We start from the raw sequence: 15,106 nt of genomic DNA, 5'->3' as shown, positions 1-15,106 counted from the left end.
TCCCCTGCATCGACCGAATACCCGAGATCATATGCTGCTTGAGGATTTCTACCGTAATCTGGATCACTTTAAGTGTCGGTTTTTACCCCTTAATTATTAATTTGTGAAATAGATCACCGCTTTGGGATTACTACCAAAAATAGTTGCGCAAACATCTTGAAATTTTGCTAATGACCACAATATAAGCTAAACGCGATTCGCAACCCATTCAGGTAGCCGGGGTTAACCGGCTGCTATTACAGGAGAAACCTTTGCGCTGGTTACCTTTTATTGCCATTTTCCTTTATGTCTATATTGAGATTTCAATCTTTATTCAGGTTGCCCATGTATTGGGGGTATTGCTGACCCTCGTGCTGGTTATATTCACGTCAGTTATCGGTATGTCACTGGTACGCAACCAGGGCTTTAAGAATTTCGTGCTGATGCAGCAAAAAATGGCGGCGGGTGAAAACCCAGCGGCGGAGATGATTAAAAGTGTTTCGCTGATCATTGCCGGTTTGCTGCTTTTATTACCGGGCTTTTTTACCGACTTCCTCGGTCTTCTACTTTTATTGCCGCCGGTGCAAAAGCATCTGACAGTGAAGTTGATGCCACATTTGCGCTTTTCTCGCATGCCAGGCGGCGGTTTTAGCGCCGGGACCGGTGGCGGTAATACTTTTGATGGTGAGTACCAGAGAAAGGATGATGACCGCGACCGCCTTGATCATAAAGACGATCGCCAGGATTAATGTCGAAACGCCGGATTATGTGGTTATGCCATTTTCCGGCGTTTTTCGTTTTGGCAGAAACAGCCATAACCCCGCCAGCATGATCAGCGCATAGAGACTTTTCCAGCCGACCATTGCCAGTAACAGAACGCATAACAGCCCGCCAACCACCGCCAGTAGTCGATAACGTCCTTGCAATAATTTACAACCTGCCAGCATGCATAACAGATAAATCATAATAAAGATGCCATTGGCATAAATAATAAGAGCGTCCAGATTGATCTCTAAAGCATGAATCACCAACGTGCTCACCACGCAGCAGCCGAGCACCGCATTGAGGGCATTATTCGGGATATGACGAGAAGAGAGGCGTGCCAGGTAGTGGTCAGGATTATGTTGCGCCTGCGACCAGACCAGGCGGGCGAAGCTCTGTATATAAATGTTGAGACTGGCAAAGCAGGCCAGATAGCCAATCACGCAGGCAATCCATAACGCTCCTACACCGAACAGTTGCACTACAATTTTTGGAAGCGATGCTGCCGCGGCCATTTGTTCACCATAGGCGTCGAAGTGTAAGACGACTACCGTACAGCCCCAGTAGACTAATCCTGCCAGCAGCAGACCAATCATCAAAGCACGAGGAAAATCACGCTCTGGATTTTTAAATTCCGAGGCAAGATGGGCAAATGCCTCCAGACCGACAAAGCACCAGAACATCACTGATAACGCAGCAAATAACCCGGTAAGTTCGATATTACCAGGTGCAGGGAAGGGGATATTCGCAGGTTTGATATCGCCCGCCCACCAGATAGCGACAATCAGCGCGACGATAAGTCCGGCAATAACTGTTTGTAGATTAGCACTGGAACTGGCACCGCGAGTACCGATATACCACACCAGCGCCAGCGTACCGAGTTCTGCCAACAACAGTTGCCAGCTATGCCAGCCAAACATTGCCTGGCCGAACCCGGCGGCAATTTGTAGCGCGGCAGGCAAACCCACGGGAATGACCGATAAAAACAACCAGCCGGTGACTCGCTCAAGCCGCGAACCAAACGCCATACCGACGAAGTGCGCGACACCGCCTGCGCTGGGATAGTGGCGACCCAGAATCGCAAACACAATCGCAATCGGGAACACTAAGATAATCAAAACGGGCCACGCCCACAGGCTGTTATTGCCCGCTACCAGCGCAGCTAACGCAGGAACGGCAAACACGCCAGTGCCTAATAATGACGTCGATAGCAGGCCAATGCCCTGGGCCAGCCCCAGTTCTTGTTTGAGTCCACTCATGGGTTGATGTCCGATTGCGCCCAAATTATGGGCAACTGCGTAGATTTTCGATGGTAGCACAATCAGATTCGCTTATGACGGTGATGAAGAAATTGCGATGAAATGTGAGGTGAATCAGGGTTTTCACCCGATTTTGTGCTGATCAGAATTTTTTTTCTTTTTCCCCCTTGAAGGGGCGAAGCCTCATCCCCATTTCTCTGGTCACCAGCCGGGAAACCACGTAAGCTCCGGCGTCACCCATAACAGATACGGACTTTCTCAAAGGAGAGTTATCAATGAATATTCGTCCATTGCATGATCGCGTGATCGTCAAGCGTAAAGAAGTTGAAACTAAATCTGCTGGCGGCATCGTTCTGACCGGCTCTGCAGCGGCTAAATCCACCCGCGGCGAAGTGCTGGCTGTCGGCAATGGCCGTATCCTTGAAAATGGCGAAGTGAAGCCGCTGGATGTGAAAGTTGGCGACATCGTTATTTTCAACGATGGCTACGGTGTGAAATCTGAGAAGATCGACAATGAAGAAGTGTTGATCATGTCCGAAAGCGACATTCTGGCAATTGTTGAAGCGTAATCCGCGCACGACACTGAACATACGAATTTAAGGAATAAAGATAATGGCAGCTAAAGACGTAAAATTCGGTAACGACGCTCGTGTGAAAATGCTGCGCGGCGTAAACGTACTGGCAGATGCAGTGAAAGTTACCCTCGGTCCGAAAGGCCGTAACGTAGTTCTGGATAAATCTTTCGGTGCACCGACCATCACCAAAGATGGTGTTTCCGTTGCTCGTGAAATCGAACTGGAAGACAAGTTCGAAAATATGGGTGCGCAGATGGTGAAAGAAGTTGCCTCTAAAGCGAACGACGCTGCAGGCGACGGTACCACCACTGCAACCGTACTGGCTCAGGCTATCATCACTGAAGGTCTGAAAGCTGTTGCTGCGGGCATGAACCCGATGGACCTGAAACGTGGTATCGACAAAGCTGTTACCGCTGCAGTTGAAGAACTGAAAGCGCTGTCCGTACCGTGCTCTGACTCTAAAGCGATTGCTCAGGTTGGTACCATCTCCGCTAACTCCGACGAAACCGTAGGTAAACTGATCGCTGAAGCGATGGACAAAGTCGGTAAAGAAGGTGTTATCACCGTTGAAGACGGTACCGGTCTGCAGGACGAACTGGACGTGGTTGAAGGTATGCAGTTCGACCGTGGCTACCTGTCTCCTTACTTCATCAACAAGCCGGAAACTGGCGCAGTAGAACTGGAAAGCCCGTTCATCCTGCTGGCTGACAAGAAAATCTCCAACATCCGCGAAATGCTGCCGGTTCTGGAAGCTGTTGCCAAAGCAGGCAAACCGCTGCTGATCATCGCTGAAGATGTTGAAGGCGAAGCGCTGGCAACTCTGGTTGTTAACACCATGCGTGGCATCGTGAAAGTTGCTGCGGTTAAAGCTCCGGGCTTCGGCGATCGTCGTAAAGCTATGCTGCAGGATATCGCAACCCTGACTGGCGGTACCGTAATCTCTGAAGAGATCGGTATGGAGCTGGAAAAAGCAACCCTGGAAGACCTGGGTCAGGCTAAACGTGTTGTGATCAACAAAGACACTACCACCATCATCGATGGCGTGGGTGAAGAAGCTGCAATCCAGGGCCGTGTTGCTCAGATCCGTCAGCAGATTGAAGAAGCAACTTCTGACTACGACCGTGAAAAACTGCAGGAGCGCGTAGCGAAACTGGCAGGCGGCGTTGCAGTTATCAAAGTAGGTGCTGCTACCGAAGTTGAAATGAAAGAGAAAAAAGCACGCGTTGAAGACGCCCTGCACGCGACCCGTGCTGCGGTAGAAGAAGGCGTGGTTGCTGGTGGTGGTGTTGCGCTGATCCGCGTAGCGTCTAAACTGGCTGACCTGCGTGGTCAGAACGAAGACCAGAACGTGGGTATCAAAGTTGCACTGCGTGCAATGGAAGCTCCGCTGCGTCAGATCGTCCTGAACTGCGGCGAAGAACCGTCTGTTGTTGCTAACACCGTTAAAGGCGGCGACGGCAACTACGGTTACAACGCAGCAACCGAAGAATACGGCAACATGATCGACATGGGTATCCTGGATCCAACTAAAGTAACCCGTTCTGCTCTGCAGTACGCGGCTTCTGTGGCTGGCCTGATGATCACCACCGAGTGCATGGTTACCGACCTGCCGAAAAACGATGCAGCTGACTTAGGCGCTGCTGGCGGTATGGGCGGCATGGGTGGCATGGGCGGCATGATGTAATTGCCCTGCACCTCGCAGAAATAAACAAACCCCCGGGCAGAAATGTCTGGGGGTTTTTCTTTTAGTCATCTTTTTAGTATAAGATTCACACACAGACGCGAGTGGCGTCCAGCTCATTGATTATGGGGAATAACATGCACGTAAAATACTTAGCAGGGATTGTCGGTGCCGCGCTACTGATGGCGGGTTGTGGCTCCAGCAACGAATTGAGTGCTGCCGGTCAGAGTGTACGCATTGTGGACGAGCAGCCAGGCGCAGAGTGCCAGCTGATTGGTACTGCGACAGGTAAGCAAAGCAACTGGCTTTCCGGGCAACACGGTGAAGAAGGCGGTTCTATGCGCGGCGCAGCAAACGATCTGCGCAACCAGGCGGCTGCAATGGGCGGTAACGTGATTTATGGCATCAGCAGCCCGTCGCAGGGAATGTTGTCCAGTTTTGTCCCGACGGATAGCCAGATTATCGGCCAGGTATATAAGTGCCCGAACTGATGGGATCCAGAGGCTGGATACTTCCAGCCTCGTAGTAAAACAGATGGGATTATTTCGCCTGCGGTGCAGTTTTGCTGGTGGATTGAACACGTAAGTGATGCAGCGCGCGTAAGCATTGATCCTGGGTTAGCGGTTGGGCATTATTTGCCGCTACGGTGCGAACATAGACCTGACATGGCACACCCGCGAGTTTTTTCAGTCGGGGGCTGAAATCAAGCATTCGGCGAGTGATCGCCTCCACTTCTTTACCCGGCGTTGCTTCACGCGTTTTCACCACTGCGCCGCTAAATTGTTCTTTGCCACTTTTATCTTTAAAGCGGTAAAGCACCGCCAGATAATGGTTGAACAAGTTATGTTTCCATTCCGGTTGGGAATAGGTGTCATATTCCAGATTGCCATTGTCCTGGCAGTCAACGTCGTATAACGGCAGGAAATCTAACAGTGAGGTAATACGTAATGCCAGTTCACGCATTTCCGCATTATTAATTGCATGAATGATTGCTCGCGCCAGCATTTCAATCTGCAATTCATTGATGACTAACTCACATGTGCTACCGTCATGTAGCGTTAATACGAAGGTAAGATTTTCACCCTGATTATCGGTAAGTTCCAGCGTGTTAACCCGACGATTAATATCGGCATTTTTAAGCTCATCAACCAGAATTTCTGGGATATTTTCTGCCATTTTCTTAATGACTTTATCGCGAGCTTGCTCATACTGAAGGCGTGCAGCAGCATCCAGTTTATGCTTTTGATGCAAACGGCTTTCCAGCGCAATCAGAAGGTCGCGCAGTTCCATGACAGACAGAAAGAACAACGATTCTTTATTGCGAGGCTCTTTAATTTTCAGCGCCAGTGCAATGAAATTATTACTCTTGCGAATAACACCGGTATTAACACCCTTGATGCTTATGGCCATGTAGGTTCTCCCTAACCATTTCTCAATTAAATAATTAATTTTAGTTTATAAGCCAGATAAATGGGCTTGGTAGTAATAGTTGTTAAAATAACATAAATAGCCGTGCTCACTCTATATAAACAGAAAAGAAAGGTTAATTATTGGTGTTGGTTATATAAAGAGTAACAACAGCAATGTATATGAATAATTAAAGGTTATGCAACGGGCAAAGATTAAACTTCCCTGTTTAATCAGTTACTGCTGGCGTAGCTGGAGATCCAGCGGCGTTTTGCTGGGTTCGCCGCCAATTTCTCGCGCCAGTTTAGGCACCAGATATCCCGACACCAGTGTCAGCAACTCACGCATAATCTGCCGTGCTTCGTCATCACTCACCATAAAATGCGCCGCGCCCTGTACTTTATCGAGCACATGCAGGTAATACGGCATCACGCCGGCATCGAACAACGCATTACTCAGGTTTGCCAGCGTTTGTGCGTTATCGTTCACATCACGTAACAGAACGCTCTGGTTGAGCAAAGTAACGCCTACCCGGCGCAACTTAGCCATCGCCTGACGGAATGTTTCATCTATCTCATTGGCATGGTTGATGTGATTCACCAGCAAGATTTGCAGCGTAGAATGTGAAAAGCGTTCAACCAGCGCATCTGTGATGCGTGCCGGGATCACAATCGGCAGACGGCTGTGAATCCGCAGACGTTTGATATGCGGGATGGCTTCCAGTTGTGTGAGCAACCAGTCCAGCTCGTGATCTTTCGCCATCAGCGGATCGCCGCCGGAGAAAATCATCTCGTCCAGTTCCGGATGCGCAGCAACATACTCAAGTGCAATCTGCCAGTTACGCTTGTTGCCCTGATTTTCGGCATAGGGGAAGTGGCGACGGAAGCAATAGCGGCAATTTACCGCGCAGCCGCCTTTGACCAGCAAAAGCGCCCGGTTGTGGTATTTATGCAACAAACCTGGCACTACGCTGTGCTGTTCTTCCAGCGGGTCGGTGGAGAATCCGGGCGCGACGACAAACTCATCTTGCGAGGTAATTACCTGACGCAAAAGCGGATCGTTCGGATTGCCTTTCTCCATGCGATCGATAAATGAGCGGGGCACACGCAGGGCAAACAGCTTTTTGGCGCTGCGTCCGGCCAACAGTTTTTCGTCCGCGTCTATATTCAAAAGACGCAGAAGTTCATCAGGATCGGTCACAACATCGGCAAGTTGCGTTAACCAATCTTCTCTGGATGGGGTATTTAGGGTTACAATATGCGCCATTTTGTGGCTTAGCTACCAATTAACAAATTTCAGAGGGCCTTATGGCAACGTACTATAGCAACGATTTTCGTGCTGGTCTTAAAATCATGTTAGACGGCGAACCTTACGCGGTTGAAGCGAGTGAATTCGTAAAACCGGGTAAAGGCCAGGCATTTGCTCGCGTTAAACTGCGTCGTCTGCTGACCGGTACTCGCGTAGAAAAAACCTTCAAATCTACTGATTCCGCTGAAGGCGCTGATGTTGTCGATATGAACCTGACTTACCTGTACAACGACGGTGAGTTCTGGCACTTCATGAACAACGAAACTTTCGAGCAGCTGTCTGCTGACGCAAAAGCAATTGGCGACAACGCGAAATGGCTGCTTGATCAGGCAGAGTGTATCGTAACTCTGTGGAATGGTCAGCCGATCTCCGTTACTCCGCCGAACTTCGTTGAACTGGAAATCGTTGATACCGATCCGGGCCTGAAAGGTGATACCGCAGGTACTGGCGGCAAACCAGCTACCCTGTCTACTGGCGCTGTGGTTAAAGTTCCGCTGTTCGTGCAGATCGGCGAAGTCATCAAAGTGGATACCCGCTCTGGTGAATACGTCTCTCGCGTGAAGTAATGCGGTTGTGGTGCGGCCTGCAGGCTGCACCATCACTTATTCAGGTCAGAGATGATGAAACGCCTTATCGTTCTTGTTTTGCTTGCCAGTGCGCTGCTCACGGGCTGTAACACCGCTCGCGGTTTTGGTGAAGACATTAAACATCTCGGTAATTCCATCTCCCGCGCTGCCAGCTAATTTTTCTTCTCTTCCGAAAAATCATCAGATTTCCATCATTTTTGGTGATGTTGTCTATTATTAATTTGCTATAGGCAAACATAAATAACATTACCTAAAAGGAAGACGTTATGGTGAAGAAGACAATTGCAGCGATCTTTTCTGTTCTGGTGCTTTCAACAGTATTAACTGCCTGCAACACCACGCGTGGCGTTGGTGAAGACATTTCTGATGGCGGTAACGCGATTTCTGGCGCAGCAACGAAAGCGCAGCAGTAAGCAATAACGGTACGACAGTTATGTCGTGCCGTTTGTTTTTTTGCAATAGTCACAAAGGTAATAGTTGAAATTCCCCTGCCACCTGGCAAAATATCCGTTCAACCATCAGCTTTGCAGGACGACCTGCAAACGCCTCTTTTCACCGGGGACGGCCCCAATTCTCCGGAGCCTGATATGTCCTGGATTATCTTAGTTATTGCTGGTCTGCTGGAAGTGGTATGGGCCGTTGGCCTGAAATATACCCACGGCTTTAGTCGTTTGACGCCAAGTGTTATTACCGTGATGGCGATGATTGTCAGTATGGCGCTACTTGCCTGGGCGATGAAATCGTTACCAGTAGGGACGGCTTATGCCGTGTGGACGGGTATTGGCGCAGTCGGCGCGGCCATCACCGGCATTGTGCTGCTCGGTGAGTCCGCTAACCCGATGCGCCTGGCGAGTCTGGCGTTAATCGTATTGGGGATTATTGGTCTGAAACTCAGCACTCACTAACTACCGGGCTGCTGTACCCAAATAAACTTACTGACATCAAACCCTTCCCGGGTCGCGACTGCCAGCATCTCCTGTTTCACTTCGTCAGAAATGGTTGGCGTGCGAGAGAGTATCCACAGGTAGTCGCGGTCCGGGCCGCAAACCAGCGCATGGCGGTATTCCCGATCGAGTGCAATAACGTTATAACCGCCATAGAAAGGACCAAAGAATGACACTTTCAGCGCAGCGCGAGTTGGTGCGCCGGTAAAGTACGCTTTCCCTTCACTCTGCTGCCACATTCCTCTGTCAGGGTTATAGCCTTTATTAATGACATTCAGGCCGCCGTCATCCCGCAGGCTGTATGTTGCGGTGACTTTTTCCAGTCCACGTTCAAAGCGGTGATCAAAACGGGCAATCTCATACCAGGTGCCGAGATAGCGTTTAGCGTCGAAATTATTCACTACGGTCACGCCACGCGGCGGCGTAGGAGAACTGCAGGCAACGACCAGAAATGCAGCTGTCGCTGCGGCAACGAGAGGGAGCAGGCGCATAAATGTTTCCTTACTGGTTTTTTCTAAGTGTAGATGACAGCAAGGAAAAGCGGAGAAAAGGTCCGAAAATTCGGACCCGATGAAATTTTACTGTAGAGTGTTGAGAATCTGCCAGGCGGCGGTAACTCTCGCTGGATTGGGATAGTTTTTGTTAGCCAGCATCACGATACCCAGCTCTTTTTCTGGAATAAACGCGACATAGCTACCAAATCCGCCGGTCGCCCCCGTTTTATGTACCCATGATGCACGTACTGCAGGAGTTGGGGGCGTAATCGGTTTTACGGGGCGTGCTGCCAGTGCAATTTTATTGTCACTGCCGTTAATGATGATGTCAGGATTTACCGGCCAGTCCAGCATTTCCCAGCCCAGACCCTGATACATATCGCCGGTTTGCCAGTAGCGAGATTGTGCCAGTTGTATCCCTTGTTGAAGTGTTTTCTCATTGATATCAAAGGGTTTTAAATTGCTTTGCACCCAGCGGGCCATATCTTCAATGGTCGACTTCACACCATAAGCTTCAGCATCTAACGCCCCTGGCGAAACATGTACTGCCTTACCTTCGCGATATCCCCAGGCGTAGTTCTTTTCTTCTGCGGACGGTACATTAATCCACGTATGATTGAGTTTGAGTGGCTGGAAGACACGAGTTTTCATCGCCTGCTCAAAACTCAAACCAGACGGCTTCACAGCCAGTGCGCCGAACAAACCGATACTGGAGTTGGCATACAGACGTTGTGTTCCTGGAGCCCATGCAGGCTGCCAGTTTTGATAGAAGCGCAGCAAGTCGCTTGAGGATTTCACCTCATCCGGCACCTGCAATGGCAGGCCGCCAGCGGTGTAGGTTGCGAGATGTAATAGTGTGATCCCATTCCACTGTTTAGCGGTAAGTTCAGGCCAGTATTTTGTTGTGGGATCGCTTAACTTGATTTCCCCTCGAGCAATAGCGTCGCCACCAAGCACGCCCGTAAATGTTTTGCTGACCGAACCTAACTCAAACAACGTTTGCTGTGTGACGGGCTGCTTTTTGGCGATGTCCGCATAGCCCCAGGTAAAGTAATAAGGTTTACCCTGATAAATTACCGCCACCGCCATACCGGGGATCTTTTGTTGCTCTATAAGCGGGGTAATTGTGCGATGCACAATATCGTTGATTTGTTGAGGGGCGGCAAATGTGGAGCAAGAGGCGGTAATTAATAAGGTGCAGAGCGTCGTTTTGAACATAAGGTCTGGTTTCCATACAAAACGGCCCGCCATAGGCGGGCCGGATTTACATTGGCGATGCGTTAGATTGTAACGACACCAATCAGTGTGACAACTGTCAGGATAGCAGCCAGACCGTAGAAAACCCATTTACCCGCAGGTACGTGGATTTTCAGATCGTGCATCGCGTGGTGCATACGGTGTAAACCACACCACAGCGGCAGAACGATCATCAGGAACAGGAATACGCGACCAATGAAGCTCTGCGCGAACGCCAGAACGCGCTCGTAGCTCAGCGCATCACCCGGAAATAGCCCCAGTGGCAGCAGAATACCCACCAGCAGGATCATCACCGGCGCAATAATTGCGCTCCACATACCACCGGCCCCGAAGAGGCCCCAGAATACCGGTTCGTCAGAACGCTTTGGATTTGGATTAATCATCTCAGGCTCCTTACCAGTACAGGGCAACAAACAGGATTACGATGGTGGCAACCACAGTTACCGCCCAGAGACTTTTGATAATTGGCTCTGGTCCCATTTTTTCGTCTTTTACAATGATATTGGCTGCTTTTGGTGCCAGCTCAAACCAGGTTTTGGTGTGCAGCAGGGCTGCCGCCAGAGTGATCAGGTTAATGATCACGATAACCGGGTTTTGTAAAAAGTCGACGAATCCCGCCCAGGCTTCCGGGCCATTTTTCAGGGCAAACAGCCCGAAAATCAGTTCAATGCTGAACCACACAGCCGGAACCGCCGTGCCTTCGCGCAGCATGTAAAAGCGATAAAACGGCAATTTTTTCCACCAGGTGGACGTCATTGGCCGTACATACGGTTTACGTTTAGTCGTCATGTTGCACTCCTTAGCGTGGTTTCAGGGTCGCGATAAGAAAGTCTTTCGAACTTTCTACTTTGCCCTGCTGAATGGCCGCAGCCGGATCGACGTGTTTCGGGCAGACTTCGGAGCAGTAGCCCACGAAAGTACAGCTCCATACGCCGTTCTGGCTGTTCAACTGCGCCATACGCTCCTTCTTACCGTGGTCGCGGCTATCTTCGTTATAACGATGCGCCAGCGTAATGGCAGCCGGACCGATGAACTCTGGGTTCAGGCCAAACTGCGGGCACGCGGCGTAGCACAGACCACAGTTGATGCAACCGGAGAACTGGTGATACTTCGCCATCTGCGCCGGGGTCTGGATGTTAGTACCCTGATCCGCGGTGCGGGAGTTGCCGATGATGTACGGTTTGATCGCTTCCAGACTTTCGATGAAGTGGGTCATATCGACCACCAGATCGCGTTCAATCGGGAAGTTAGCTAACGCTTCAACCTTCATACCGTCGGTGTAATCACGCAGGAAGGTTTTACATGCCAGTTTTGGCACGTTGTTAACCATCATGCCGCAGGAACCACAAATCGCCATACGGCAGGACCAGCGGTAGCTCAAGTCCGGTGCCAGGTTGTCTTTGATGTAGCCCAGCGCATCCAGTAATGAGGTAGTTGCGTCATAAGGCACTTCATAGAATGCGCTATGCGGTGCGGTATCGACTTCCGGGTTATAGCGCACCACCTCAATTTTCAGGTTTTTCATCTCAGCCATTCGCCTTCTCCTTCTTATTGGCTGCTTCCGCCTTATCGGCTGCATCCGCTTCGCCACCGTAAACGCGTTTAGCTGGCGGCAGCGTAGTAATCTTCACGTCGCTGTACTCCAGGCGAGTCGTGCCATCAGCATCGCGGAAGGCGAGGGTGTGTTTGAGGAAGTTGACGTCGTCACGCTCGGTGCAACCTTCGTCCAGACGCTGGTGCGCGCCGCGAGACTCTTTACGTGCCATTGCGGAGTGCGCCATACATTCAGCAACGTTCAGACCGTGACCCAGTTCAATGGTGTAGAGCAGGTCGGTGTTGAACACGCTGGAAGTGTCGGTGATGCGCACGCGCTTGAAGCGTTCCTGCAATTCTGCCAGCTTGTCGATGGTTTTCTGCATCAGTTCTGGCGTACGGTAGATACCGCAGCCTTCTTCCATGGCCATGCCCATTTCGTCGCGGATCTTAGCCCAGTTTTCGCCGCCATCCTGGTTAACCAGATCTTTCAGGCGCTGTTCAACGCCAGCAACCTGAGCATTGATTGCTGCATCGTTGCCATTACCGGCAGTAGATGCGCGTTCCATAGCTTGCTCACCGGCCAGACGACCGAAGACCACCAGTTCCGCCAGCGAGTTGGAGCCCAGACGGTTCGCACCGTGCAGACCAACAGAGGAACATTCACCCACGGCGAACAGACCTTTAATGCGGGTTTCACAGTTCTGATCGGTTTCGATACCACCCATGGTGTAGTGTGCGGTCGGACGTACCGGAATCGGTTCTTTAACCGGATCGACGCCAACGTACGCTTTCGCCAGTTCGCAGATGAACGGCAGACGTTCATGCAGTTTTTTCTCGCCGAGGTGACGCAGGTCGAGATAAACCACATCGCCACGTGGCGTGGAGATGGTGTTGCCTTTACGCCATTCGTGCCAGAAGGCCTGAGAAACTTTGTCGCGTGGACCCAGTTCCATATATTTGTTTTTCGGCTCGCCCAGCGGAGTTTCCGGGCCCATGCCGTAATCTTGCAGATAACGGTAGCCATTTTTGTTGACCAGAATACCACCTTCACCGCGGCAGCCTTCGGTCATCAGGATACCGGAACCTGGTAGACCGGTTGGGTGATACTGAACGAATTCCATGTCACGCAGCGGAACGCCGTGGCTTAGCGCCATACCCATACCGTCACCGGTAACGATGCCGCCGTTGGTGTTGTAACGATAAACGCGACCCGCACCGCCGGTAGCCATAACGACCGCGTTAGCACGGATCTGCACCAGCGTGCCTTCCATCATGTTCATTGCTACCAGGCCGCGAACATGACCATCATCAACCAGAATATCCAGCACGAAATGTTCGTCAAAACGCTGGATCTGCGGGAATTGCAGAGAGGTCTGGAACAGCGTGTGCAGCATATGGAAGCCGGTCTTATCGGCGGCGAACCAGGTACGCTCGATTTTCATGCCGCCGAAGCGACGTACGTTGACGCTACCATCCGGGCGACGGCTCCATGGGCATCCCCACAGTTCCAGTTGGGTCATTTCGGTTGGGCAGTGGTGGACGAAATAATCCACGACATCCTGCTCACACAACCAGTCGCCACCCGCTACTGTATCGTGAAAGTGATATTCGAAGCTGTCATGATCCTGCGCGACAGCGGCGGAGCCCCCTTCTGCAGCAACGGTATGGCTACGCATCGGGTATACTTTTGAGATTAGTGCGATTTTTGCATTTGGATTTGCCTGCGCGGCAGCAATTGCAGCACGTAATCCCGCGCCACCGGCGCCTACAATGGCAAGATCGGCTTGAAAGGTTTGCACGACATTCCTCCAGATTGTTTTTATCCCACAGCCCCGTACTTCAGGGTAAGTGCCTGAAAGTTACGGTCTGCGAACGCTATTCCACTGCTCCTTTATAGGTACAACAGTATAGTCTGATGGATAAGTCTGAAATTTGACGAGATCGATTTTTTTAGTGCGCAAGAGGGCTAAATTATCACTGAAGATGATTAATTTAATTACTAAACCATCAGATCGTGCTTTTTTTAGTCACTGCCCACCGTTGTTTGATTCCTGCGTAAAATTTGTCTCGCCGTCGCGTTGCGAGTAGACTTCGTGCCCTTGTCAAAAACTGGAGATTTAACTATGAGCGAAACGGCATCCTGGCAGCCGAGCGCATCCATTCCTAACTTATTAAAACGCGCGGCGATTATGGCGGAGATCCGTCGTTTCTTTGCCGATCGTGGAGTGCTGGAGGTGGAGACGCCTTGTATGAGCCAGGCGACGGTAACCGATATTCATTTGGTCCCGTTTGAGACACGTTTCGTTGGCCCCGGGCATTCGCAGGGGATGAATCTCTGGTTAATGACCAGCCCTGAATACCATATGAAACGCCTGCTGGTTGCTGGTTGTGGGCCGGTATTCCAGCTGTGCCGCAGCTTCCGTAATGAAGAGATGGGGCGTTATCACAACCCTGAGTTCACTATGCTTGAGTGGTATCGACCGCACTATGATATGTACCGGTTGATGAACGAGGTGGACGATCTCTTACAACAAGTGCTGGACTGCCCGGCAGCAGAAAGCCTTTCTTATCAACAAGCTTTCTTGCGTTATCTGGAAATTGACCCGCTCTCTGCCGACAAAACGCAACTGCGGGAAGTGGCAGCGAAACTGGATTTGAGCAACGTTGCAGATACCGAAGAAGACCGCGACACGTTGCTACAATTGCTGTTTACCTTTGGCGTAGAGCCAAATATTGGCAAAGAAAAACCGACCTTTGTGTACCACTTTCCAGCCAGCCAGGCATCACTGGCGCAAATCAGTACCGAAGATCATCGGGTCGCTGAACGCTTTGAGGTTTATTATAAAGGTATTGAGCTGGCGAATGGTTTCCATGAATTGACGGATGCCCGTGAGCAGCAACAACGCTTTGAACAAGATAACCGTAAGCGCGCGGCGCGCGGTTTGCCGCAGCACCCCATTGACCAGAATCTGATTGAAGCCTTGAAAGTCGGTATGCCTGACTGTTCCGGCGTGGCATTAGGCGTTGATCGTCTGGTGATGTTGGCGCTGGGCGCGGAGACACTGGCTGAAGTCATCGCCTTTAGCGTTGACCGGGCATAATTCTGAAAAATTACTGAATTAACCGCGAAGAATGGCGTGATAAGCGCCATTCTGTAGCATATGTTTTCATTTTTCCGCTAAAGGCCACAATTTAAGACTGGATATTTGATATCATCCAGGTATCAATTCTGTATTGGTTTTTACGCTGCCCGCTCAATGTTGGGCAGTGCAGTTCAGTGGGCGCGTTTTATACACGCGCTGAAATGAAGGATGGTT

At 50.7% G+C, this 15,106-nt stretch carries 18 protein-coding genes; 9 read left to right on the top strand and 9 right to left on the bottom strand.

Translation table 11 applies throughout. The features are described from left to right. Positions 1–251: 251 nt before the first annotated feature. A complete protein-coding gene (locus ACJHWR_RS04955; RefSeq protein ID WP_001267445.1) occupies positions 252–728 on the top strand; it encodes an FxsA family protein in 477 nt (158 codons plus the stop codon). A 15-nt stretch (positions 729–743) separates the two neighbouring features. On the opposite strand, the gene yjeH is transcribed toward ACJHWR_RS04955, so the two are convergent. After that, positions 744–2,000, bottom strand: coding sequence for an L-methionine/branched-chain amino acid transporter (yjeH, locus tag ACJHWR_RS04950; protein WP_000015841.1), 1,257 nt, complete (start codon positions 1,998–2,000; stop codon positions 744–746). Positions 2,001–2,275: 275 nt separating this feature from the next. On the opposite strand from yjeH, the gene ACJHWR_RS04945 reads away from it, so the two are divergent. The 3 genes from ACJHWR_RS04945 (at position 2,276) to ACJHWR_RS04935 (ending at position 4,747) form a co-directional block, all read left to right on the top strand. Then, entirely contained in the window at positions 2,276–2,569 is a 294-nt protein-coding gene (locus tag ACJHWR_RS04945) for a co-chaperone GroES (protein WP_001026276.1), read from the top strand. A 43-nt stretch (positions 2,570–2,612) separates the two neighbouring features. Continuing rightward, positions 2,613–4,259, top strand: a complete 1,647-nt coding sequence (gene groL / locus ACJHWR_RS04940) for a chaperonin GroEL (RefSeq protein WP_000729117.1) — start codon at positions 2,613–2,615, stop codon at positions 4,257–4,259. A 134-nt stretch (positions 4,260–4,393) separates the two neighbouring features. Then, entirely contained in the window at positions 4,394–4,747 is a 354-nt protein-coding gene (locus ACJHWR_RS04935) for a DUF4156 domain-containing protein (RefSeq protein ID WP_001460206.1), read from the top strand. A gap of 49 nt (positions 4,748–4,796) precedes the next feature. On the opposite strand, the gene ACJHWR_RS04930 is transcribed toward ACJHWR_RS04935, so the two are convergent. Together ACJHWR_RS04930 and epmB are read right to left on the bottom strand one after the other, a co-directional pair. Beyond that, on the bottom strand, positions 4,797–5,666 hold the full coding sequence (locus ACJHWR_RS04930; protein WP_001008027.1) for a YjeJ family protein: 870 nt from the start codon (positions 5,664–5,666) through the stop codon (positions 4,797–4,799). 234 nt (positions 5,667–5,900) lie between these two features. Continuing rightward, positions 5,901–6,929, bottom strand: coding sequence for an EF-P beta-lysylation protein EpmB (epmB, locus tag ACJHWR_RS04925; RefSeq protein ID WP_000940539.1), 1,029 nt, complete (start codon positions 6,927–6,929; stop codon positions 5,901–5,903). A gap of 41 nt (positions 6,930–6,970) precedes the next feature. On the opposite strand from epmB, the gene efp reads away from it, so the two are divergent. The 4 genes from efp (at position 6,971) to sugE (ending at position 8,463) form a co-directional block, all read left to right on the top strand. Continuing rightward, the gene (gene efp / locus ACJHWR_RS04920; protein WP_000257278.1) at positions 6,971–7,537 is read left to right on the top strand and encodes an elongation factor P; all 567 of its coding nucleotides are present in this window, start codon (positions 6,971–6,973) and stop codon (positions 7,535–7,537) included. Between the two features lie 51 nt (positions 7,538–7,588). After that, positions 7,589–7,714 carry a lipoprotein antitoxin entericidin A gene (gene ecnA, locus ACJHWR_RS04915; protein ID WP_000977754.1) on the top strand — a complete coding sequence of 42 codons (126 nt, stop codon included), beginning with the start codon at positions 7,589–7,591 and terminating at the stop codon, positions 7,712–7,714. A gap of 110 nt (positions 7,715–7,824) precedes the next feature. Further along, a complete protein-coding gene (ecnB, locus tag ACJHWR_RS04910; RefSeq protein ID WP_000239596.1) occupies positions 7,825–7,971 on the top strand; it encodes a lipoprotein toxin entericidin B in 147 nt (48 codons plus the stop codon). Between the two features lie 174 nt (positions 7,972–8,145). Further along, positions 8,146–8,463: a quaternary ammonium compound efflux SMR transporter SugE gene (sugE, locus tag ACJHWR_RS04905; protein WP_000118475.1), complete on the top strand. Its 318-nt coding sequence runs from the start codon at positions 8,146–8,148 to the stop codon at positions 8,461–8,463. Here sugE and blc read toward each other — a convergent pair. From blc to frdA, 6 genes are all read right to left on the bottom strand, one after another. Further along, positions 8,460–8,993, bottom strand: a complete 534-nt coding sequence (blc, locus tag ACJHWR_RS04900) for a lipocalin Blc (RefSeq protein WP_001238378.1) — start codon at positions 8,991–8,993, stop codon at positions 8,460–8,462. The genes sugE and blc overlap by 4 nt on opposite strands. A gap of 87 nt (positions 8,994–9,080) precedes the next feature. Continuing rightward, entirely contained in the window at positions 9,081–10,214 is a 1,134-nt protein-coding gene (locus ACJHWR_RS04895; RefSeq protein WP_012311719.1) for a BlaEC family class C beta-lactamase, read from the bottom strand. A 62-nt stretch (positions 10,215–10,276) separates the two neighbouring features. Continuing rightward, a complete protein-coding gene (gene frdD, locus ACJHWR_RS04890) occupies positions 10,277–10,636 on the bottom strand; it encodes a fumarate reductase subunit FrdD (RefSeq protein WP_000609663.1) in 360 nt (119 codons plus the stop codon). Between the two features lie 10 nt (positions 10,637–10,646). Continuing rightward, complete coding sequence (gene frdC, locus ACJHWR_RS04885) at positions 10,647–11,042, bottom strand: fumarate reductase subunit FrdC (protein ID WP_000208757.1); 396 nt, start codon at positions 11,040–11,042, stop codon at positions 10,647–10,649. 10 nt (positions 11,043–11,052) lie between these two features. After that, positions 11,053–11,787, bottom strand: coding sequence for a fumarate reductase iron-sulfur protein (gene frdB / locus ACJHWR_RS04880; RefSeq protein ID WP_000829498.1), 735 nt, complete (start codon positions 11,785–11,787; stop codon positions 11,053–11,055). Continuing rightward, the gene (gene frdA, locus ACJHWR_RS04875; protein WP_001192967.1) at positions 11,780–13,588 is read right to left on the bottom strand and encodes a fumarate reductase (quinol) flavoprotein subunit; all 1,809 of its coding nucleotides are present in this window, start codon (positions 13,586–13,588) and stop codon (positions 11,780–11,782) included. The genes frdB and frdA overlap by 8 nt, the downstream gene beginning before the upstream one ends. A gap of 324 nt (positions 13,589–13,912) precedes the next feature. Here frdA and epmA point away from each other — a divergent pair, with 324 nt between their 5' ends. Further along, positions 13,913–14,890, top strand: coding sequence for an elongation factor P--(R)-beta-lysine ligase (gene epmA / locus ACJHWR_RS04870; protein ID WP_000004771.1), 978 nt, complete (start codon positions 13,913–13,915; stop codon positions 14,888–14,890). Positions 14,891–15,106: the final 216 nt, after the last annotated feature.

This window comes from Escherichia sp. WS568 (assembly GCF_046486085.1).
Taxonomy (GTDB): Bacteria; Pseudomonadota; Gammaproteobacteria; order Enterobacterales; family Enterobacteriaceae; genus Escherichia; species Escherichia coli.
Note: the sequence above shows the minus strand (reverse complement) of the source record. Positions and strands in the feature narration are given on the sequence as shown.